This window comes from Flavobacterium bizetiae (assembly GCF_902804475.1).
In the GTDB taxonomy this organism is placed as follows: domain Bacteria; phylum Bacteroidota; class Bacteroidia; order Flavobacteriales; family Flavobacteriaceae; genus Flavobacterium; species Flavobacterium bizetiae.
In genome coordinates, this window is record NZ_CADCSU010000159.1 from 15,491 (window position 1) to 39,225 (window position 23,735).

Genomic DNA, 23,735 nt, shown 5'->3' on the forward strand with positions numbered 1-23,735 from the left:
CTTAGAACCTCAGCACCTAAATAAAAAATGATCAACCTTTTCAACACCCACATCGAGACGCTTGCGATACACCGCGTAGGAAACAAAAGCAGAAACGAAGCTATTTTTTTATCAGAACAACCATTTAATCTAAATGATGAAATCGTTCCTTTGATAAAAGAGTACTTTTTTAAGCCTTTTAGAGAGAAAGAAGAAAACTATTATCAGTTTGCGCACGAAGTCGATTTGGATTACAACGACATGTTTAAATATGCGACTGAGATTTTTGACAATCCGAATAATTTGCAGGAGATTTCAAAAAGAATCACAACGCATTTATTTGAGCAGTCAAATCACCCGCACATTAAAAACGGAGAGGTTTACGTAACGTATTTAACAAATCTAAGTATTGATAACAATGTTGTCGATGCTATCGGAATTTTTAAAAGTGAGCTACAAGCTGACTTTTTACAATTCGAAGAAAAAAACAGTAACCTTGAAATGATCTTGCAACAAGGTATCAACCTGAGCAAATTAGATAAAGGTTGTTTGATTTTTAATTATAAAAAAGAAGAAGGATATAAAATTCTAACTGTTGATAGTAACCGTTATGACGCGCGTTATTGGTTAGAGCACTTTTTATCTGTTGACGCTTTTGAAGATGAAAACTTCATCACTAAAAAATACTTGAAATTCTGTCAAAACTTCGCAAAAGATGTTGTTTTGCCAGCAGAAGACAAAAAAGAAGAAGTAATGTTTATGAACCGTTCTGTGAATTATTTCGCAAAGAATGATCAGTTCGAAGAGCAAAACTTCCTGAATGAAGTATTAGACAATCCTGACTTGATTCCTGAATTCAAAAACTATAAAGTTGATAAAGGAGAAAAATACAGCATCGAAGATGTAACCTCATTCCCTATTGCCAACGCAGCAGTATCTGACGCCAGAAAATCGATTAAAAACGTTATTAATCTGGACACTCACATTCAGATCAAAATGGATTTTATCAATCCTGAAAGTGCAGAGAAATTTGTTGAAAAAGGCTGGGATGAAGAAAAACAAATGTATTACTACTTAGTTTATTTCAATAAAGAAGAAAAAAGCTAAGAGTCATTCATTTTCTATTACTTACTTAAAACAAAAAACGGCAACTACATTCGTAATTGCCGTTTTTTTATTTCAGCGCTTTTATACCTTATAACATAGAAAATAAAGCTTTCACAATATCATCGTAAACTTGTTTGTCTCTTTCGCCGCTTCTGGCTAAAACCCTGATTCCGGAATAATTATTAAAAATAAACCGTGCTAAAACTTTCGCACTATTGGCTTTCGAAATATCTCCTGAATCCTGCCCTTTCTGTACAGCCTTTGTAAAAACTTCTTCCATTACCTTGCTGTTATTTTTTACAATTTTGGCAATCTCTTCATCATGCATCGCCAATTCTACCGAAGAATTTACCATAAAACAACCTTTTGTGATTCTGTCTTCTAAACTCTCTATGACTGCTTGTTTAAAGATATCATGCAAAGTTTCTTTGATATTTTCAGACTGATCAAACAGTTCCATGACTTGCTTTTGTGCATTCTTTTGATAGCGCTGCAACGACTGAGCAAAAAGCTTTTGCTTATCGCCAAAGGTATCATACAAACTAGAACGACTTAAACCTAAATGCGTTACCAAATCCTGAGCCGATGTTCCATTATACCCTTTGTGCCAGAAAATTTCAATCGCTTTATCTAAAGCCTGATCTTCGTTAAATTCTTTCGTTCTTGCCATGACTTCAAAATTAAATTCTTTTGCAAAGATACTCAAAATACGGAACGATTGTTCCTGAATTGGTCAAAAAATTATAATACTGTGTTTACAGTAAGTCCGCCATCTACCACGATTTCTGTTCCTGTAATGAATGATGCATCATCTGAAGCTAAAAAACTAACTGTTTTTGCTACTTCTGAAGCCTGTCCAAAACGTTTCAATAAAATCTTTTGTCCTAAAGCAGCTCCCAAACCTTCAACTTCTTCTTTTTCTAAACCAACTTTACCATACAAAGGAGTTTCGATTGGACCAGGAGAAACCGTATTTACTCTGATCTTTCTTGGTGCTAATTCTCCGGCAAATATTCTGTTTAAAGATAAAACAGCTGCTTTACTTGCTCCGTATACACTTGAACCCGGCATTCCTAATTGCGCATTTACTGAAGTATTAAAAATAATAGAACCACCATCGTTTAAAATTGGTAATATTTTTTGAACCGTAAAATAAACTCCTTTTACATTCACATTCATAATACTGTCATAATGCTCTTCTGTAGCCACATCTACTGGAGCGAAAGCTGCAATTCCTGCATTTAAAAACAAGATATCTACTTTTCCAAACTGAGCTTTTACTTGTTCTACCAAACTATCAATAGATTTTAGATCCGATTGGTCTGCTACAATTCCGGTAACATTCAATTCTTTTTCGGCTTGAGCCAAAGCTTCTTTGTTTCTTCCTGTTACAATTACTTTTGCACCTTTTGCTACTAAATCTGCAGCAGCTGCGTAACCAATTCCACTATTTCCACCAGTTACAATTGCTACTTTGTTTTCTAAATTTTTCATTTTTATTATTATTTAAATTATTGATTATTGAATTATTATGGTACAAAGATATAATAACGGAACGATCGTTCCGTTATTATTAAAGTTAATATTTCGTTAAAATAACAAACATGCCTGAAAACACTGATTTACAGACATTAAAACCTATCGAACTATAGAGGAAAGAAATAATAAAATGTCGTACATTCTTAATATTTGCTTAATTTTGTAGTTCAAAAAAAACTTAACATGGATATTCATTTACCTAAAGAAAGTCCCTTTAAAACCATAATTTCATTTCATAAATTAATCGAATCTCTTGAAGAAATTGCTTTATCAAATGTAGATTACCGAGCAAACTACGCCAAGGCCTTATTAAAACAAATAGAAACCATTCCTGAATTTAGAACTGGTATTCAGGATTTTTCGATCATTAAAAACAATGAAGCTTTAATCAAAAATTTATTAGCTGATTTGTTCCCGACTGCTTTAACAAACAATGAAATTAAAGCCGTTACGATTCCGTTTCAAAATGTATCTTTCAATTATACCGACCGTTTCAAAAAAATCCTGCGCAATGCCGGTGATGAATTTTATATGGAAATTCGTGATTTTGATGATCACCAATTCTATATCAATAACTGCTGTCTTATTTTAGGAGTATATTACAAACAAAGAATAGATTTTAATAAACCATTCTTTTATGATATTCCGGACGAAGAAGGAGTTGAAAAGCATTATCGCATTTTGTACAATGCTGATTTTATGGAAATCATTCCAAACGAAAATTCTATAGATCTTACTCAGGATGAAATCAACTTGTTGATTGATAATTATAATGATATTGACCTTTGGAAAGAGAAATTCCCTCCGGGAAGCTGGACTTTAAAAGGATTCGGAATCGTTTCTTTATTTGACGCAACAATCGAAAGCGCTATTTCTAATTTAAAAAGTAATTTATTAAAACCTGATTCTAAAACCGTTGCAACAGATGAAATTGTAACAAATATTTTTAGATCAATATTTAAAGTTCCGGATTTAAGAGTTGGTTTTATAGTGTACAATCCAGAAGAAGAAAAATTTCTAAGACCGCTTAAATTCGATCATCAGCTACAAAGTTTTCTGCTTACCAGCGATCAGGAAGTCGATTGCAAAAATGCCTTTTTTGGTTGTTCATTCGAAAATCTTCTCGACAATAAAGAACTATTTGTAATTTCTGATGTAAAAAAATTCATCGAAGAATCGTCTAACAAAAAACTGGGCGAACATTTATTAAAACAAGGCATTCAGAGTTGTGTTTTTGCGCCTGTTATAAAAGACGATCACTTATTGGGTGTTGTAGAACTGGTTTCTTCGACTGTTAGGGATTTAAATAGTATAAATGCGACTAAACTCGAATTGGTACTTCCCTACTTAACCGATACCATCGATCGCTATAATACAGATATGCAGCATCAGATTGCATCAATTATTCAGCGTGAATATACTACGATTCACCCAAGTGTGTATTGGAAATTCAAGAAAGAATCTCAAAATTATTTTCAGAATACCAATCAAACGAAAGATTATATTTTTAAAGAAATTGTTTTTAAAAATGTATATCCGTTATACGGTCAGATCGATATCAAAGGTTCGTCTGAACATCGAAATGAAACCGTAAAAAGAGATCTTAAAAATCAATTAACGGCTTTATTGAAGATTTTCGAATCTCAGGATCCTAACATCAACTTAGTTCTTTTAGAACAAAGAAAATTTGAGTTAGAATCATTCCGCGACGAATTAGACGCTCCTTTAAAAGCAGATACCGAACAATATATTCAGCGTTATATCGAAGAAGAAATTCACCCTCTTTTAAAGAATACAAAAGAAACTCAAAAGAGCGAAAAACTGGAACGCTTGTATTTTGAAAGTCTCGACGAAAAAAGTGGATTGTTCTATCAGGAAAGAAAGAAGTTTGACAATGCTATGTCAATCATCAACAAAAGATTAGCAACTGTACTGGATAAAAAACAAGTTGAAGCGCAGGAAATATATCCGCATTATTACGAGCGTTTTAAAACCGATGGTGTAGAACACAATCTTTATATAGGAGCATCAATTGCACCAACAAAACCCTTCGATATTATGTATTTGCACAATTTACGTTTGTGGCAATTACAAACTTTATGCGAAATGGAGCTGGAACATCATCAGCTAAAAGAATCGTTGCCTTACGAACTCGACGTAACTTCGCTGATTTTAGTATTTAGTGCGCCGCTTTCTATTCGTTTTAGAATGGATGAAAAACGTTTTGATGTTGACGGAACTTATAATGCAAGATATGAAGTCGTTAAAAAACGTATAGACAAATCGAACATTAAAGGAACAAACGAGCGCATTACAGAAAAAGAAAAAATTACAATTGTATACTCTCAAAACAGCGAAGAAGCCGAATATTTAAAATACATTAAATATTTACAACATAAAAAAATTCTGGAACCATCAATAGAACAATTCGAAGTCGAAGATCTTCAGGGAGTTTCCGGATTGAGAGCGATTCGCGTAAAAGTGATCAATAATAATGCAAATCCGGTAAAACAAAAAATTACCTATCAGGATTTATTAGACGAGCTTAATTAATTATTGAATATTCATTTTTGTCGTCCTGATTTTTATTTTCAGGAGCTAATCCCGCTATACGTTCCAATCTTTTGTGGCTCCCGATAGCTATCGGGACCGCCACAAAAGGATTTCCACTGCTATCGGGGCTAGGAAAATGGTTTCCATATAGTTTGTTATTTTCAAATGAGTGATCTTCACAATTTAAGAAAAACACTTTACGTTAGTTTCTTGTGGAGATCTCTTGTTCCTCGAGATGACAAGATTGATGTTATATACGAAGCTTTGTCAAAGTTTAAAACTTTGACAAAGCTTTTTTAGTTAAATTGATTTAAAAGCGATTACAAAAGCAATTACCGTAATAATAATTCCTATCATAAAAAAGTTGTAGGCAATGCGTAACAAGTTGTATTTACGCTGCAAAACCAATCCCAGATAATATAAATCTTTAATCATGGTCGAATAAAGATAATCGCGGTCTTTCATCATTTCGTTCATTGCCCAATCGTATTCTTCGAGTGGCATTTTATAGAAATTTCCAAAAAACAATAAGTTTATCTTTTTTGCCTCTATATCTTCACGTGTAAAAACCCCCGTAGTAACTTTTGGCCTTGTAGAAAGAATGGCAAAAATAATAGTGATCACACTCGAAATAAGCATTATAAAAGTCGGAATAACCAAATGCGCATTCTTTGGACTATCTAATTTAGGAATAATCGACGAAAGTGCAATCGAAATAATAATCGCATTTACAGACAATAAAATATTGGCTTTACTATCGGCAATTCCGCTTAAACGCGTATGATTTCCTAAAGTTACACGAAACAAAGTATCGACACCGCGATCCGGTTTTTCGATCTTATCTTTCTTTTTATTTTCCTCTTCTATTTTATCTGCCTCTTTCTTTTTTTGCTTTTCGATTTTCTTTTGCACAAGAAGCAAATTTTTCTCTTTTAGTGGCTGCCATTTTCTAATCGCATAATCGGTATAAAACCGATGTTTGTTCATTAAAAAATTAAAATTTTCTTTTGCCCATTCAACATTAGAAAAATTCAAATCCCAGGTATTTTTCAATTCAATACGCAATAATTCGCAGGTCGTTTCATATTCTGCTCCCATAATATGGGCAAAATCAGCATCCTTAATAATTTTCTCTAGATGTGTTTTCGGAATATATTCTTTTACGGTAGCTAAAATCAAACTCGAAACCGTTGCGATAAATTCGTCTGATTGTTCTTTTTCTTTCAAAAAAGTGGTGGCAATTTTTACACTTTCTGCTTCGTGATTTTCATACCCTACTATATAACCTGTATCATGAAACCAAGCAGCAACAAGAAGCATTTCTTTCTCATCTCCTTTAACATCTTCCTTTTTACACAGCTCTTTTACCGCATTTACTACAGTTAAAGTATGGTTAAAATTATGATAAGAATATAGATTAGAAAGTTTATCTTTGAGTAAATTACTGACGAAATCTTCGGATTGTTCTATTAGATTCATGGAGATTTTTTTTATACTACTAAATTATGAAATTGTTTTTGGATAATCATTTTATTACTAAAATTAAAAACCGGTCTTTAGCAATTGTTGCATTGTTACTGGTTTATTCGTGTGCGACACATAAAGCGCAGTACGGAAAAAATGTTAGTGCCAACGAAACGGAAAACGCAACTGATACTATAAAAATTGCACATACCATTTATTTAGTTGGTGATGCCGGAAATGCAGATGAAGAACAAGCGCAGCAAACGCTTGAACTATTGCATCAAAAATTAAAGAAATCAAACAAAAAAGCGACCTTATTATTTTTGGGAGATAACATTTATCCTAAAGGTTTCCCGAGTGATGATAATGCCGCAGAAAAAGCTTTGGCTGAAACAAAACTAACGAACCAACTAAAACTTACTAAAGGTTTTAAAGGAAAAACAATCTTTATTCCGGGAAATCATGATTGGTACAACGGTATAAAAGGCCTAGAACGTCAGGCTAGTTTTGTAACGAAATATCTAAACGATAAAAAAGCTTTTTTACCCAGAAAGAGTTGTGCTATAGAAGATGTAAAAATTGACAGTACCACTACGCTGATTACGATTGATAGCGAATGGTTCCTGGAAGATTGGGACAATCACCCGACTATCAATGACGATTGTGACATTAAAACAAGAGAAGATTTTTTTGATCAATTAGAAAATCTCTTAAATAAAAACCAGGAAAAAACAGTTGTTCTTGCTATTCATCATCCTTTAATGAGTAACGGAACTCACGGCGGGCAATTTTCATTAGAAAAACAATTATTTCCGTTAGAACAAAAAATTCCATTACCCGTAATTGGATCTTTTATCAATTTGCTTAGAAAAACATCCGGAGCAAGTCCGCAGGATATACAGAATAAACAATATACTATTTATGCAAAGAGAATTAAAACCCTTTTGCAAAAACAAAAAAATGTAATCGTTGTTTCCGGACATGATCACAACCTTCAGTATGTAAACAAAGAAAACATTCAGCAAATTATTAGCGGCGCAGGATCGAAATCTGAAGCTGCAAGAGCCATAAATCCTACTGAGTTTTCGTATGGAGGCAATGGTTATGTGACATTAACTTTGTTTAAAAGCGGTGATGCGAAAGTTTCCTTTTTTGGAAATGAAAACAATAAAGAAAAATTACTTTTTGAACATGAAATTATAAAGGCAAAAGAAATTAATTGGGCAGCAACGGTAGATAATAAATTTCCAGCTACTGTAGATACTTCTATTTATTCTGCAAAAATGACTCATAAAAGTATGTTTCATAAATTTTTATTCGGAAATCATTACAGGAAATATTACAGTTTACCGATAGAAGCCAAAACAGCTACTTTAGATACTTTAATGGGCGGACTGAAACCTATTCGCGAAGGCGGAGGACATCAATCTGTATCATTAAGAGTATCTGATCCTAAAGGAAGAGAATACGTAATGCGTGCCTTGAAAAAAAGCGCCACCGTATTTTTGCAATCCGTAGCTTTTAAAGATCAATATGTAGTTAATGATTTTGAGGATACATATGCTGAGAACTTCTTATTTGATTTTTACACTACATCTCATCCATATACAACGTTTGCTATTGGCAGTATGTCAGACCAGATTGGTTTAGCGCACACCAATCCGGTTTTATATTACATCCCAAAACAAAATGCATTAAAAGAGTTTAACTCGAACTTTGGAGATCAGCTTTATATGGTCGAAGAAAGACCAGCTGATAATCATTTGGATGCTAAAAATTTTGGTAATCCAACCAATATTATCAGTACGGAGGATATGATGAAAAATCTTCACAAAGACGAAAAATACAGCGTTGATGAAGAGGGATATATAAAAGCACGTTTGTTTGATATGCTTATTGGCGATTGGGACAGACATAGTGATCAATGGCGTTGGGCAGAACATAAAAAAGGCAATAAAGTGATTTATGAGCCAATTCCTCGTGACCGTGATCAGGCTTTTGTAAAATATGACGGAACTTTACTTTCTCTTTTAATGAATATTCCGGCACTTCGCCACATGAGAACTTTCAAAAATAAAATTGATAATGTAAAGTGGCTTAACAGAGAACCTTATCCGATGGATTTGGCTTTTTTAAGAACTGCCGAAGAGAAAGACTGGATTGCTCAGGCGAAATACATTCAGGAAAACTTATCGGATAGTGATATCGACAAAGCTTTTAAAAATTTACCAAAAGAAGTTCAGGACGCCACAATTGACGATATCAAGAACAAATTAAAAAACAGAAAGAAAGATCTTCAAAAATATGCTTCGGACTATTTTGATGTTTTAAGCCATACGGTAATGATTGCCGGAACGGATAAAAAAGATAAATTTATCATTAACCACAATGCTAAAAAAAGCATCGAAATTCAGGTTTACCGAGTTAAAAAAGAAGGTGATGAATTAGTTTACACAAAAACGGTAACGGATTCTAAAACTAAAAATCTTTGGATTTATGGTTTAGATGATAATGATGTTTTTGAAGTAATTGGCGATCAGAAATCAAACATAAAAATTCGTCTGATTGGTGGTCAGAACAATGACACGTACAACATCAAAAACGGAAAAAGGGTTATTGTTTATGATTTTAAATCAAAAGAAAATACCTACAATCTGGATACCAAAACGAGAACGCAACTAACAGATGATTATGACGTAAACTTATACAATTACGAAAGACCTAAATACAATGTTGTGTCCGGATTACCAAATATTGGGTACAATCCTGATGATGGTGTAAAAGTGGGTATTAATTTAAATTATACGGTAAACAACTTCAAACAGAATCCTTATACGCAAAGACACGTTTTAAACGCTTTCTATTATTTTGCAACTGGAGGTTTAGAGTTTAATTATGTAGCACATTTTCCTGGTTTATTAGGTAAATGGGTAATTGATGTTGAATCGCAATATACTACTCCAAATTTTGCCGTAAACTATTTTGGATACGGAAATGAATCTGTAAATAATACGGAAGAATTTGGAATGGACTACAACCGTGTTCGTATTCAGAGATTTAATCTTTCGGGAGCTATTAGACATGTTGGCAGATACGGCAGCGAATTTAGTATTCAGCCAATGCTACAACAAATGAGAGTTGAGGAAACGGATAACAGATATATTGATACTCCTAACATTATTAACCCGATCGTTTTTGATAGTCAGGTTTATGGTGGTGCAAAAATTAAATACCTCTTTAAAAATGCCGATTTTGCTGCGAAACCTACTTTAGGCGTTGCTTTTATGGCTTCGGCAACATGGTTATCTAATTTAGATAATACAAAACAAAACTTCCCTACGATTGAAAGTTTTTTAGGGTTTACTCATAAAATTGATCATAACGGAAAATTAGTTTTGGCTACAATTTTAAAAGGAAAAGCGATCTTAAACAACAATTACGAATTTTATCAAGGGGCTACTTTAGGTGGAGATACTGATTTGCGTGGTTATAGAAATGAACGCTTTTTAGGAAGCTCTTATTTCTCTCAAAGTACAGATTTACGATTAAGTCTTGGAAAAATACGCAAGACAATTGCTCCTCTAACTTACGGAATTCTGGGTGGTTTTGATTACGGAAGGGTTTGGCTTGATGGCGAAAGTTCAAGAAAATGGCATCAGGATTATGGTGGCGGAATCTGGATGAATGCCATAAATGTTTTAACCGCAAGAGTTTCGTACTTTAAATCTCCTGACGAAGAAGGAAGAGTTATTTTTGGAGCGGCATATAGTTTTTAGGGAAGGTTCAAAGTAACAAAGGCTCAAAGGAACAAAGTATTTTAGCCACGAATTCACGAATTATTTTTAATTAAAATTCGTGAATTCGTGGCTATTTTTTTTAGATTTCTTAGTTTTCAAATTAAAAAACTTAGCAACTTAGTATCTTAGACACTTAGCGGCTTAAAGTAAACTCATAAACATTCCCTCCTACTTTGTTTGTTTTTTCGTCGGCAATTAATAATGTGTTGTTGTCTTTGAAAACTATCGCTTCTTTTTGTGAAAAATGATTCAGTTTTATTTCGGTTTGAGATCCTTTATGAAATAAATCTCCTTTGTAACCTTTAAACAAAACAATTTTATCGTGACTTAATAAAACTACTTTTTTTCCGTCAGGGCTAATTGTAGCACTTGTAAGCACGCAATGATTGTAATTATTACAGGTTTTAAATTCACCTATTTTAGTTGCTTTTTGAGTTCCGGGAGCGTTTAGAATTTTGTAGATAAAAGCTGTTCCGTCGAAACCTTTGCTTCTGTTTTTTGTAAAAAGGTAAAAGTAATTTCCGTGTTCAAAAAAACCTTCTACATCATAAAACATTTCTTTTTTCTTTGGCGGAAATTCAGTTTGTTCCGGATACGAAAATGAGATTTTATACTCGGCTACAGCCGCATCTTTATTCAACTGATTTTTATTGACTTTGTAAATGCACAAATCTTTACGTTCATTGTCATTATTTCCAAAATCTCCAATATAAATATTACCGCTTTTATCTTTGGTAATATCCTCCCAATCTACGTTTGTCGCGTTTGTAATGGTAATAGTTTTAGCCACTTTACCCTGAGAATTTATGGCATAGATTGCGTTTTTATTTCCGCTGTCTTCTAAGGTATAAATGAGATTTGTTTCCGGGAAATACGTAATTCCTGAAACCTCTTTTAACTTTTTAGGAAGTGAATAAAGCGTTTTAAAATCATCATTTGATTGTTGCTGGCAAGCCAGTAAAGCAATAGAAACTCCAAGTAAAAAAAACTTTTTCATATGATTATTTTTATTTTTTCAACCACATATTAAATGATTAAAAACTAGATTAAATGTGTGTTTTTAAAATTGCGCGTGATAAACTCAAATGCTGCAAACATAACATGTCCCATTGATTTGGCATTTTTAAATTTCATATCATTGGTATAACGGTATAATTCCATTTTTAGTTGATTTAAATGATCTACTGTCGAAATGGTATCATGACACATAATGTTCAATAATTTTGTAATTCTGGCTTCGGCAGAATGAATTCGTTTCGCCAAAATGGCTCTTTCTTCGTCTTTATATTGAATAACGGAACGATCCTCTAACTTCTCTTTAATCAGTTTCATCATTTGATAGTTTTCCTTAAAAAACTGCGGACGATACACTTTAAAATTCCCCTCGTAACATTGCTGATCAAAATCTATGGCACGAATTCGATAGACTACCTGGTCAAAATCATGAATAGGAACAATTACATAATTATACGAACGCATATCACCTAAAAGCCTGATCATGCAGCGTTCGTTAAACTTTACAAACTCTTTTGCGATTTGCGATTTTTCAGTTTCTGTAGAAGTATGCAACAACGTTTCCATAAAAATATCACCCGGAATTCCTACGATATGTTCTTCTATCAAAGTATCTCCAAAAACCAAAAAGTTTATCTTATCAGGCGATAAAATATCTTCCAGTTCCAGCCCATAAATTCGGGAAGCATCGGCTTTTTTTATATAAAAATGAACGTAGTTATCATTGAGAATATTACGCACTTTTACCCTAAAAGGTTTTGAGTTTCCAAACGTGCAAAAATCGATAGCATCAACATTTAAGTACTGAATGATATCATTATTTCCGTCAGAATGCAGCAGCGAATAAATCTTTTTTAAATTCAAATCAATTTCTTCACGATCAAATTCTCCGTAGTAAACACGAGTCCATAAAGTATCTTCTCCGTTTTTATCATATAAATTGATAGCACCAGAAAATCGTAATAAATCATCATAGAACACTGATACTTTCGAAATACGCTCATATCGATCTAAATAACTTATAAGAGCTGGTGTCAAAGGGTACGATGGTTTTTTTAAAACCATTAAAGGTTCGCTCATTTTGAATATCTTTATTACAAATTTACATTAAATAAAATTTAGCGTAACAATAAACAACTTGAATCGTCATACTTAAAACTAAAACCGAAATAAATTTGGAAACCATACTTACTATTGAAAATCTTCATAAAAGATACGGGCGTATTCAGGCCTTAAAAAATGTTTCTTTTGAAATACAAAAAGGCCGCGTTTATGGCATTTTAGGCCCTAACGGAAGCGGAAAATCGACTACTTTAGGAATTGTGCTAAACGTTGTAAATCGTACCTCCGGGAACTACAGCTGGTTTGGAGGGAAAGTCCAGACTCATGAAGCCTTAAAAAAAGTGGGAGCAATTATCGAAAGACCTAACTTTTACCCGTACATGACGGCTGAAGAAAACCTGAAACTGGTTTGCAAAATAAAAAGCATTAATTATGCTAAAATCAACGAAAAACTGGATCTGGTTGGTTTAACCGAAAGAAAAGACAGTAAGTTCAGTACCTTCTCGTTAGGGATGAAACAGCGTTTGGCAATTGCATCGGCACTTTTAAACGATCCTGAAATTTTAATTTTAGACGAGCCAACCAATGGTTTAGATCCGCAGGGAATTCACCAGATTAGGGATATCATTAAAAAAATTGCTTCACAAGGAACAACTATTTTACTGGCTTCGCACTTATTAGATGAAGTCGAAAAAGTATGTTCGCATGTGATTGTTTTAAGAAAAGGAGAAATTCTTTATTCTGGTTCAGTTGATGCCATGTCGGCAAACGAAGGGTTCTTTGAGATTATGTCTGATGATCTTGTAGCATTAAAAACCACTTTAACTGCACATTCTGCAATAGATAGAATCGCTGAAGAAGACGGGAAAATTTTGGTTTATTTAAAATCAGATTTATCAGCAACAGAACTGAATCAGTTTTTATTTTCTAAAAACATTACGTTGAGTCACTTAGTAAAACGTAAAAACAGTTTAGAAGCTCAATTTTTAGAATTAACCAAAAACGCCACTACCCAAAATAACTAAACCATGAACAGACTTATCTCTATAGAATTACAAAAAATCTGGAAAAACAAAGCCAGTCGTATCCTTACTTTAACCTATTTCATTTTACTTTCGTTTATTGCATTAATTGCTTCTATAAAATTTGACATAGGACCAATTCATATCGATCCATCAGAAATGGGAATTTTTAATTTTCCGTTTATCTGGCATTTTAATACTTATTTTGCCGCCTGGCTTAAATTTTTTCTGGCGATCGTTATTGTATCAATGATGGCAAATGAATATAGTTACGGCACTTTAAAACAAAATTTAATTGACGGTTTAAGCAAAAAAGAATTTATTTTATCCAAATTCTTAACTGTTGTGCTTTTTGCGTTAGGCTCTACAATTTTCGTTTTCATTATGACTTTAATTCTGGGATATTCTTTTTCATCTTATACTGAATTTGGTATCGTTTTTAGTGAATTACAATACTTACTAGCCTTTTTCGTAAAGTTATTAGGATTCTTTTCTTTTTGTCTATTTTTAGGTATCTTAGTAAAACGATCTGCTTTTGCCTTGGGTTTTTTATTAGTTTGGATTTTTATTGAATCAATTATAAAAGGTCTTTTAGTATTTCAAATTTTCCCGGCAAGCAATATAGGGTACAAGATTATCCAGTTTTTACCGTTAGAAGCGATGTCTAATTTAATTGTTGAACCCGTTTCAAGATTATCGTTAATAAAAAGTATCGGAACACAAATGGGAGTAGAAAATACTAAAGATTATGGCGTACACTTTCTTTCGATTCTGATCGTTTTAGTATGGACTTTCTTATTTATATATTTTTCTTACAAATTACTAAAAAAACGGGATTTGTAGTATATTTGTCGGGCTATGAATTATTTTAAAATTTGTTTTTTTGTTTTATTTATGTGCTTTATATCCGTAAAGATAAAAGCACAGAATATTGTTGTAGATGATTCAAAAACACCTGAATCACTAATAAAAAACATATTAATACGTAGCGCATGTATAAATACAAACACTATTACAGCCACCGGAAATCCGGCAACTAACGGCAATAGTTATGCTTCTTTCGTTGCGGGAACAAGTGGTTTTCCTTTTGCAAGCGGAGTCGTTTTAAGCACATCGCCAAGTAAAAATGCTCAAGGACCTTATTTGAAAGACAAATCTAAAGGATCTACTAACGCGCGATGGAAAGGTGATGATGATCTAAATAAAGTTTTAAACAATACCGTAAGTACGCAGGCAACTGTTTTAGAGTTTGACTTTTTAGCTTTAACCAATTCTATAAGTTTTAATTATATTTTCGCTTCAAATGAATACCAGTCTTATTATCCTTGTAGATACTCTGACGGATTTGCTTTTTTAATAAAAGAAGCTGGAACTACTGAAGAATACAAAAATTTAGCTGTTTTACCAGCATCAAACATACCGGTATCTTCTACAACAGTGCATACAAAAATAGATCCTGTCGTAGTAAGCGGAACCACGTTTGCAGGATGTGAAGCAGTAAATGAAAATTTTTTCAATGGTTACAATACTGAATTGAGTCCCATTAATTACGCCGGACAAACCGTAGTCATGAATGCCCGAACTCAAGTAGTTCCTAACAAAACATATCATCTAAAACTAGTAGTTGCAGATGATGCTACCGGAGAGTTTAATTCTGCCGTTTTTTTAGAAGGTGGAAGTTTTGCTTCTTTAATAGATTTTGGAGCAGACAGAACTATTGCAAATAATAATCCTGTCTGTTTTGGTGATAAAACGACATTAGATAGTCAACTAGACAGTTCTCTTTATGATATTAAATGGTTAAAGCTAGATGCTTCAAACAATTTTACAGAAATTACTCCTTTAGAAACTGGTACAACATACGAAGTTCAGTCAGCAGGAACTTATAAAGTCGAAGCAATCTTAAAAGGTACTACTTGTGTAGCGACAGGACAAATTAAAATTGAATACGCTCCGGAAATATTAACAACTAATACTCCTTTATTACAGTGCGATGATGATACTGACGGGATTACTGTTTTTAACCTGACAAAAGTTAATGACATTGTAAAAAACAATGTTGCAGAAATCTTAAACAAAGGTTATTACGAATCATTAACAGATGCACAAACCAAAACAAATCCAATTTTAGTACCTGAAAAATACACGAATAACCACCTTAATCAAGTTTTTGCAAGAATTGAAAATAAATACGGCTGTTTTGCAACTGCCGAAGTAACACTAAAAGTATCTACCGAAATAATTCCGGATCAAAATCCTATTGAAACTTGCGATCGTGATGATAAACAAGACGGACTCTATCAATTTGATCTGAATGCACAAGTAACACCTCAAGTCTCAACAGGCTTACCTGCAGGGTTGGTTTTTAATTATTTTTTAAGTACTGATGATGCGTTGAACGACGCCAATAAACTTTCTAATATTTTTAAAAATACTGTCGCTTTTAGCCAGACTATTTACGCTAAAGCTACAAACGGAGCCGACTGTTTTGACATTGTTCCTGTTACTCTTGTTGTAAATACTTTTGATCCTCCTAATTTTGAAGATGAAGCAAAAATATTATGCAAAGGAGATCAAATTACTTTAAGTGTTGCTACAGGCTTTGTAAGTTATTTATGGAACACAGGAAGCACCGATACTTCTATAGAGGTTAATACCGCAGGAGACTATTCTGTAGTCGTTACCGATGCAAAAGGCTGCGAAAAAACGAAGAAATTTAAAGTCATTTTATCTGAACCTGCTTTGATAACCGATGCCGTTGTTAAAGACTTTTCAGGAGTAGATAACTCTGTATTAATAAAATATACAGGAGTTGGTAATTATGAATTTTCATTAGACGGAAATGTTTTTCAGGACGATGCGTTATTTACTGGTGTCAGACCTGGAATCTACAACGCAATTGCCCGCGATAAAAACGGATGCGGATTGTCGAATACATTTTTATTCTATGTTGTAGATTATCCCCGATTTTTTACCCCTAACGGAGATGGATATAATGACTTATGGTTTATTACCAAACTAATTGAACTTCCTGATTATAAAATTTTAATTTTCGATCGCTACGGAAAATTACTAAAAGAAACGAATCAAAACAGTGCAGGATGGAATGGCATCTACAATGGTCAACAACTACCGGCAGATGACTATTGGTTCACACTTCAATTTGTTGATGGTAAAATTGTAAAAGGTCATTTTAGTTTAAAAAGATGATACTAAATATCGATCACAACAAAGAAATAAGATTCATTTTTAACACAAATAAAAACTTATAACAACATAAAGCTTATTTTTAAAATAAAATTCGCAAAAAACAAGAAAAACAAAAACGCTTTATAAATAATAAAAAACTGGATATTATCTTATATTTACCTCTTAATCGTATAAGATGAATCTAGTTAAAATTACATTTGTTTTATTTTTATTTTCTACTAATTTTTATGCCCAAAATGATTGCAAAGATGCAATTATAGTATGCGGTAATTCAGGATTTCAAGGCCTGAACGCAAATGGTCCGGGTGAAATTGTAGAATATACCCCATCAGACAATAGTTGTTTCGCTACTGAAAACAATAGCATTTGGTTAAAACTCTCTATAAAAACCTCCGGTACATTAGGTTTTATTTTAACCCCAGAAAGCCATAATATTGTTGTCGATTTTGATTTTTTGGTTTTCGGTCCAAATGCAAGTTGCAATTCTTTGGGTCAATCTATTCGTTGCTCAACAACAAATCCGGCTGCAGCCAGATTACCAGATAATACCACCGGTATGACAGGCGAATATTTTGACACAGTCGAAGGTCCGGCAGAAAGGGGAAATGGTTTTGTAAAATGGCTGGATGTTAAGGCTGGCGAAAGTTATTTTATTGTAATTGACAGATTTACAGGAAACAGTAACTTTTCATTAGAATGGCTTGGTACAGCAACATTTGACGATCCTCCAAGTATTAATGTACCATCCGCAGATGCAATGAATCTTGAAAAATCAGATTTTAGCGGAGAAACTAACCCAGAATTAAGTTTTGATTTAACCCAAAATACCCCCACAATAATAGGATCTCAAAACGATGTCGAAGTTACCTACCACACTTCTTCTAATGATGCGATACTTAATTTGAATGCAATCGAAAATCCGGCAGATTTTAAAAATACAAGCAGTCCGCAAATTGTATATGCCCGTATAACTAATACCAAAACAAAATGTTACAATTGGACCTCATTCAATCTAAAAATAAGTGACAAACTAATTTTCCCGAATACAAAAATAAACATCTGCGATAACAACGATTCAAACTCAACCGACGGAAAAACAGCATTTAATTTGAATGAAGTAACTACCGGCATTTTTGGCAATCAGAGTACAAAAGAATTAACTTTCAAATACTACCTGACAAAAAATGATGCCGAAACTGACACAAATTCATTAGTAAGTCCTTTCTTAAACACAATACCGTACCAGCAGTCGATATTTTTAAAAGCAGCAAACAGCAAGACCAATGTTGCAATACAAGAAATTCAGATCATTATAAATACTCCTCCGGAAATAACTAATACAACTTTAATTCAGTGTGATGCACGCAAAAACACGAATAGTTTGGTATTATTTAATTTAAAAGAGGCTAACGCATCTCTAACAAATAATAATTCTGATCTGGAAACACTTTTCTTTTTAACTAATGACGACGCAGCAAACAACAACAATTCATTAGGAACTGAATATAAGAACATTAGCAACCCTCAAACTCTTTTTGTCAGGGTTACGAATACAAAAACAAAATGTTACAGCATAAGTACTTTAACATTAAAAACCAATGTAATTACGGAATCAATATACAATCTCGATGCAGTTTGCGATGATGACGGAATTGAAGATGGAATACATTTATTTAATTTAACAAATGCCAACATTCCATTAGCAGCTTCACAAACTATAAAATATTACGCCAATGAAGACGATGCCTTATTAGAAAAAAATGCCATCGAAACACCTGCTTCTTATTCAAACCAAATACCGTACAATCAAGATGTCTATGCCAGGATAGAAGAAGGAAATGATTGTTATGGCATTAATACCATAAAATTGCTAGTAAATAAATTACCAAATATCGAACCTGACACTGTAACCAATGTATGCGAAAATCTTCCGTTATATAAAGCGCATTTAAAAGCAGGAATAACTGATATTGCCTCTATTACTGATTTTACTTTTAAATGGTATAGAGATGGCATAAATATACCTGATGAGATCGCTTCTGTATTAGATGTAAACCAAATTGGTACTTACACAGTAGAAATAACCAACAAAACAAATTGCACAAAAACCAGAACCATTGAAGTAACTGCATCAAACGCGGCAAGCATTAAAAATATAGAAGTAATCGATTTATTAGAAAGCGATTCAAATCAAATAACGGTTAATGTATCAGGAAAGGGCGATTATGAGTATAGTTTAAATGAGCCAAACGGCCCTTTTCAGGAATCAAATACTTTTAGCAATCTTAAACCCGGATTTTATGAAGTATATGTCAACGATAAAAAAAATTGCGGAACAGTTCATAAAACCGCTGCACTTGTAGGCGCCCCGAAATTCTTTACTCCAAATGCCGATGGGTACAACGATAACTGGAATTTAATAGGCCTGGATACCTCTATCAATAAAAATGCAATTATTTATATATACGACAGATTTGGAAAACTATTAAAACAAATAGGTACTTCTGATACAGGTTGGGACGGTACATTTGCAGGAACTCCTCTTCCATCAGATGATTATTGGTATACTATAAAATTAGACGATAACAGAGAAGCTAAAGGTCATTTTAGTTTAAAAAGATAACACTTTAAACAAACTTCAAATTTTTAAAATTCCAAATTCCAAAGTATCACTTAGAATTTATTTTATAAAAAAAATCCCAAACTCCTGAAGGAATTTGGGATTTTTATATTGAATTTATTCCGAAATTTCGAAATTATATTTTAAATCTTTTTCTATCAGTTTCTGTCAAATAGATTTTTCTCAAACGAATAGATTTTGGAGTTACCTCTACATATTCATCTTTTTGAATGTACTCTAAAGCTTCCTCTAATGAGAAAATAATTGGAGGGATGATTCTTGCTTTTTCATCATTTCCAGAAGAACGAACGTTAGATTGTTTTTTCTCTTTCGTTACGTTTACACACATATCATCAGCACGAGAGTTCTCACCAATTACCTGACCTTCGTAAATTTCTGTATTTGGTTCAACAAAAAACTTACCACGATCTTGTAATTTATCGATAGAATAAGGAATAGCTTTTCCTTTTTCCATAGAAATTAATGAACCTTTGTTACGTCCTGCAATTTCTCCTTTGTAAGGCTCATATCCAATAAAACGGTGTGCCATAATAGCTTCACCAGCTGTTGCAGTAAGCAATTGGTTACGTAATCCAATAATTCCACGAGATGGAATATTAAATTTCACAATCATACGTTCCCCTTTAGTTTCCATGCTTAGCATTTCACCTTTACGCAAAGTAACGAATTCTACCGCTCTACCTGAAAGTGATTCTGGTAAATCGATTGTTAATTCCTCAATTGGCTCACATTTTTTACCATCAATTTCTTTGATAATAACTTGTGGCTGACCAATTTGTAACTCATACCCTTCTCTTCTCATTGTTTCAATAAGAACAGATAAGTGAAGTACTCCACGACCAAAAACCATGAATTTATCAGCAGAATCAGTTTCACCTAACTTCATCGCTAAGTTTTTCTCTAATTCTTTTGTCAATCTTTCTCTAATATGACGAGATGTTACAAATTTACCCTCTTTACCAAAGAAAGGAGAGTCATTAATTGTAAACAACATACTCATTGTAGGCTCATCGATATCTATCGTTTTTAAACCTTCTGGATTTTCAAAATCAGCGATAGTATCACCAATTTCAAAACCTTCAACTCCAATGATCGCACAAATATCTCCAGCAACAACTTCTTGTACTTTTTTACGACCAAGTCCTTCAAATGTATGAAGTTCTTTGATACGAGATTTAGATACAGTACCGTCTCTTTTTACTAATGAGATTGGCATACCTTCTTTAAGAATTCCTCTTTCAAGACGACCAATAGCGATACGACCTGTAAAAGCTGAGAAATCTAAAGATGTAATCAACATTTGTGGTGTTCCTTCAGAAACTTTAGGAGCTGGTACATTTTCAACAACCATATCCAATAATGCTTCAACATTATCAGTTACGTTTTCCCAATGATCAGACATCCAGTTATTTTTAGCAGAACCATAAACTGTTGGGAAATCCAACTGCCATTCTTCAGCACCTAATTCAAACATTAAGTCAAAAACTTTCTCATGAACTTCTTCAGGAGTACAGTTTTCCTTATCAACTTTGTTGATAACCACACAAGGCTTCAAACCTAAGTCAATCGCTTTTTGTAATACAAAACGCGTTTGTGGCATTGGACCTTCAAAAGCATCAACTAGCAAACATACACCATCGGCCATGTTTAATACACGTTCTACTTCACCACCAAAATCGGCGTGGCCAGGAGTGTCAATAATATTGATTTTTGTTCCTTTATATTGAACTGATACGTTCTTTGAAGTAATTGTAATACCTCTCTCGCGCTCTAAATCGTTATTATCAAGAATTAAATCACCTGTGTTTTCGTTGTCACGAAATAATTGACAGTGATACATAATTTTATCAACCAAAGTGGTTTTACCGTGATCGACGTGGGCAATAATTGCAATGTTTCTAATAGATTCCATCTGTGATTTTTAATGGGTGCAAAGGTACACTTTATTTTGATATAAAAAACGTTTCTGCGATAGTTTGCGTATAGACAAGTAATTAGTTCGTTAAAACAATGTAAATTTTACCCTCAAATTGAACTTTCGTTATTGTTTAATTATAGTTAATTTAACTATATTTGAGTAATGAAAAGTAAAACTCTCCAAATTACTCTAGTTTACGTTATCATATCGCTAATTATGGCAATTCTCTGTCATAAAATACTTACTACCTACTTTTCTAAAATAGAATATTTTTATTTATTCTTTGTAAAAGACATCCTTTTTATACTTGCTACAGGATTTATTTTCAAATACATATTAGCTAAAAACGAGAACAGAAATATTTCTATTTTCGAAAAATTAAAGAGAACGAACGAAGAAATTAAAGAATCGAACGAAAAATACGACATAGTTGCAAAAGCAACAAGTGATACCATTTGGGATTGGAAAATTCAGGAAGACAGCATTAACTGGAACAAAGGAATCGAAAGTGTTTTTGGTTATAATCCGGCAGACGTTGGAAAAACATCAAAATGGTGGTTTGACAAAATACATCCCGAAGACAGCATCAGAATGTCTATTAAACTATACTCCTTTATCGAGCAAAAAACTGAAAAATGGCAAGATCAATACCGCTTTAGATGCGCAGACGGAACTTATAAATATGTTCTTGACCGAGGATTTTTACTAAAAGACGAAAACGGAAGAGCCATAAGAATGATTGGAGCCATTCAGGATATCACCAAACAAAAAGAAGAAGAGCAACGACTAAAACTTCTTGAAACTGTAATTACACAATCTAAAGATTCTATCCTAATCACCGAGGCAAACTCAGTAGATCGCAGAATTCCTAAAATTGTTTACGTAAATCCTGCCTTTTCGCACATGTCCGGATACCTTTCTCACGAAATAATCGGAAAATCTCCAAATATCTTTAAAGGACCAAAATCAGATTCAGAAGAACTAAAAAAACTATTAAGAGCCATAAAAAACAAAGAAGAGTGCTTAATTGAAACCATTAGTTACACCAAGAAAAAAGAAGAATATTGGGTTCGTTTTTCGATGATTCCAATTTTCAACAACGAAGAAAATATTTCACACTGGATCTCTATCCAAAGAGACATCACTGATGAGAAAAAATTAGAAACAGAAAAAGAACACCTTATTCGTGAATTAACTCAAAACAATAAAGATCTAAAACAATTCTCGTATATTACATCGCACAATCTGAGAGCTCCTTTATCTAATTTAATCGGACTTCTCAATCTAATAGAAGACATTCCTGTAGAAAATCCTGAACTCCAGGAAATTCTTTCAGGCTTTACGAAATCAACTCATTTATTAAATGAAACCATCAATGATTTAGTAAAAGTTATTATCATCAAAGACAATCCTTCAATGCAAAAAGAGGAAGTCTCATTAAAAGAAGTTTTTGAAAATGTTTTCAGCCAATTATCTTTTCAAATCGAATTACACAAACCCATTATTAAACTCAAATTCGACAGAGTTCCATTATTAAATACAAATAAAGCCTACATCGAAAGTATTTTACTTAATTTACTAACCAATTCTATAAAGTACAAATCAGAAAATAGAAAACTGAAAATCTCTATTACTGCTGAACAAATAGATCACAAAGCAATATTAACTTTTAAGGATAACGGAATTGGAATTGATCTGGAAAGAAACGGCGATAAAGTTTTCGGGTTATATCAAAGATTTCACAATTATCCCGACAGCAAAGGCTTAGGTTTGTATTTAGTAAAATCTCAGGTCGAAACCATGGGAGGAACAATTAGTATCGAAAGCGAAGTCAATAAAGGAACAACATTTACAATAACATTTAAAAATTAATTTATCATGCTCGAGCAAATTTTATGCATTGACGATGACCCAATCACGTTAATGTTATGCAAAAAAGTAATTTCGAAATCTTCATTTTCTAAAGAAATTATCACTGCTCAAAATGGCGAAGAAGCATTACACCATTTCAACACCTTAAAATACAACAAAAATAAGGCAAGCAAACCCGAATTAATTTTTTTAGATTTAAACATGCCAGTTATGGGCGGTTGGGAATTTCTAGATCATTTTACCTCTTCAGATTATACTGAATTCAACAGCGCTCGCGTAATTGTACTTTCTTCTACAATTGATCCTGACGATTTAGCCAAAGCAAAAAAGTACCCAATCATTATCGATTTCCTTTCAAAACCCATCACGCAACCAATGCTTGAATATCTTAAAAAGAAAATGGATCTTTAAAATAATAATGGAGTTTCCCTCCGGGCCGGGCTGTCCACTAAATCTTTTGTTCCGGAAAATCAGGCATAAGCCAGAACATTTTTCCCTGTCACAAAAGGATATCGCTCCCATCCCTAACGCAAACAAACAAAATTCCCAAAAAAAAA

Annotated in this window: 15 protein-coding genes; 9 read left to right on the forward strand and 6 right to left on the reverse strand. The window is 33.1% G+C overall.

What is annotated here, in order from left to right; genetic code table 11:
- The first annotated feature begins 27 nt into the window (after nt 1-27).
- The gene (locus FLACOL7796_RS20775; protein WP_055095663.1) at nt 28-1,086 is read left to right on the forward strand and encodes a nucleoid-associated protein; all 1,059 of its coding nucleotides are present in this window, start codon (nt 28-30) and stop codon (nt 1,084-1,086) included.
- A gap of 88 nt (nt 1,087-1,174) precedes the next feature.
- Here the strand turns inward: FLACOL7796_RS20775 and FLACOL7796_RS20780 are convergent, their stop codons facing one another.
- Together FLACOL7796_RS20780 and FLACOL7796_RS20785 are read right to left on the reverse strand one after the other, a co-directional pair.
- Nucleotides 1,175-1,756: a TetR/AcrR family transcriptional regulator gene (locus tag FLACOL7796_RS20780; RefSeq protein ID WP_173972707.1), complete on the reverse strand. Its 582-nt coding sequence runs from the start codon at nt 1,754-1,756 to the stop codon at nt 1,175-1,177.
- A gap of 71 nt (nt 1,757-1,827) precedes the next feature.
- A complete protein-coding gene (locus tag FLACOL7796_RS20785) occupies nt 1,828-2,580 on the reverse strand; it encodes an SDR family oxidoreductase (RefSeq protein WP_173972708.1) in 753 nt (250 codons plus the stop codon).
- Nucleotides 2,581-2,808: 228 nt separating this feature from the next.
- Here FLACOL7796_RS20785 and FLACOL7796_RS20790 point away from each other — a divergent pair, with 228 nt between their 5' ends.
- The gene (locus FLACOL7796_RS20790) at nt 2,809-5,178 is read left to right on the forward strand and encodes a GAF domain-containing protein (RefSeq protein ID WP_173972709.1); all 2,370 of its coding nucleotides are present in this window, start codon (nt 2,809-2,811) and stop codon (nt 5,176-5,178) included.
- A gap of 300 nt (nt 5,179-5,478) precedes the next feature.
- On the opposite strand, the gene FLACOL7796_RS20795 is transcribed toward FLACOL7796_RS20790, so the two are convergent.
- The gene (locus FLACOL7796_RS20795) at nt 5,479-6,657 is read right to left on the reverse strand and encodes a Pycsar system effector family protein (protein WP_173972710.1); all 1,179 of its coding nucleotides are present in this window, start codon (nt 6,655-6,657) and stop codon (nt 5,479-5,481) included.
- Between the two features lie 26 nt (nt 6,658-6,683).
- Between FLACOL7796_RS20795 and FLACOL7796_RS20800 the strand changes: the two genes are divergently transcribed.
- Complete coding sequence (locus FLACOL7796_RS20800) at nt 6,684-10,418, forward strand: metallophosphoesterase (protein ID WP_173972711.1); 3,735 nt, start codon at nt 6,684-6,686, stop codon at nt 10,416-10,418.
- A 154-nt stretch (nt 10,419-10,572) separates the two neighbouring features.
- On the opposite strand, the gene FLACOL7796_RS20805 is transcribed toward FLACOL7796_RS20800, so the two are convergent.
- The gene (locus tag FLACOL7796_RS20805; RefSeq protein WP_173972712.1) at nt 10,573-11,436 is read right to left on the reverse strand and encodes an SdiA-regulated/phytase-like domain-containing protein; all 864 of its coding nucleotides are present in this window, start codon (nt 11,434-11,436) and stop codon (nt 10,573-10,575) included.
- Between the two features lie 44 nt (nt 11,437-11,480).
- Nucleotides 11,481-12,533 carry a hypothetical protein gene (locus FLACOL7796_RS20810; RefSeq protein ID WP_173972713.1) on the reverse strand — a complete coding sequence of 351 codons (1,053 nt, stop codon included), beginning with the start codon at nt 12,531-12,533 and terminating at the stop codon, nt 11,481-11,483.
- 95 nt (nt 12,534-12,628) lie between these two features.
- Between FLACOL7796_RS20810 and FLACOL7796_RS20815 the strand changes: the two genes are divergently transcribed.
- The 4 genes from FLACOL7796_RS20815 (at nt 12,629) to FLACOL7796_RS20830 (ending at nt 19,370) form a co-directional block, all read left to right on the forward strand.
- Entirely contained in the window at nt 12,629-13,540 is a 912-nt protein-coding gene (locus tag FLACOL7796_RS20815; RefSeq protein WP_173972714.1) for an ABC transporter ATP-binding protein, read from the forward strand.
- 3 nt (nt 13,541-13,543) lie between these two features.
- A complete protein-coding gene (locus FLACOL7796_RS20820; RefSeq protein ID WP_173972715.1) occupies nt 13,544-14,380 on the forward strand; it encodes an ABC transporter permease in 837 nt (278 codons plus the stop codon).
- A gap of 51 nt (nt 14,381-14,431) precedes the next feature.
- Nucleotides 14,432-16,747 carry a T9SS type B sorting domain-containing protein gene (locus tag FLACOL7796_RS20825; RefSeq protein WP_232067424.1) on the forward strand — a complete coding sequence of 772 codons (2,316 nt, stop codon included), beginning with the start codon at nt 14,432-14,434 and terminating at the stop codon, nt 16,745-16,747.
- Between the two features lie 175 nt (nt 16,748-16,922).
- On the forward strand, nt 16,923-19,370 hold the full coding sequence (locus tag FLACOL7796_RS20830) for a T9SS type B sorting domain-containing protein (RefSeq protein WP_173972717.1): 2,448 nt from the start codon (nt 16,923-16,925) through the stop codon (nt 19,368-19,370).
- A 133-nt stretch (nt 19,371-19,503) separates the two neighbouring features.
- On the opposite strand, the gene typA is transcribed toward FLACOL7796_RS20830, so the two are convergent.
- On the reverse strand, nt 19,504-21,300 hold the full coding sequence (gene typA, locus FLACOL7796_RS20835; RefSeq protein ID WP_173972718.1) for a translational GTPase TypA: 1,797 nt from the start codon (nt 21,298-21,300) through the stop codon (nt 19,504-19,506).
- Nucleotides 21,301-21,522: 222 nt separating this feature from the next.
- On the opposite strand from typA, the gene FLACOL7796_RS20840 reads away from it, so the two are divergent.
- Nucleotides 21,523-23,178: a PAS domain-containing sensor histidine kinase gene (locus tag FLACOL7796_RS20840; RefSeq protein ID WP_232067425.1), complete on the forward strand. Its 1,656-nt coding sequence runs from the start codon at nt 21,523-21,525 to the stop codon at nt 23,176-23,178.
- Nucleotides 23,179-23,184: 6 nt separating this feature from the next.
- Nucleotides 23,185-23,589, forward strand: a complete 405-nt coding sequence (locus FLACOL7796_RS20845) for a response regulator (protein WP_173972720.1) — start codon at nt 23,185-23,187, stop codon at nt 23,587-23,589.
- The last annotated feature ends 146 nt before the right edge of the window (nt 23,590-23,735 follow it).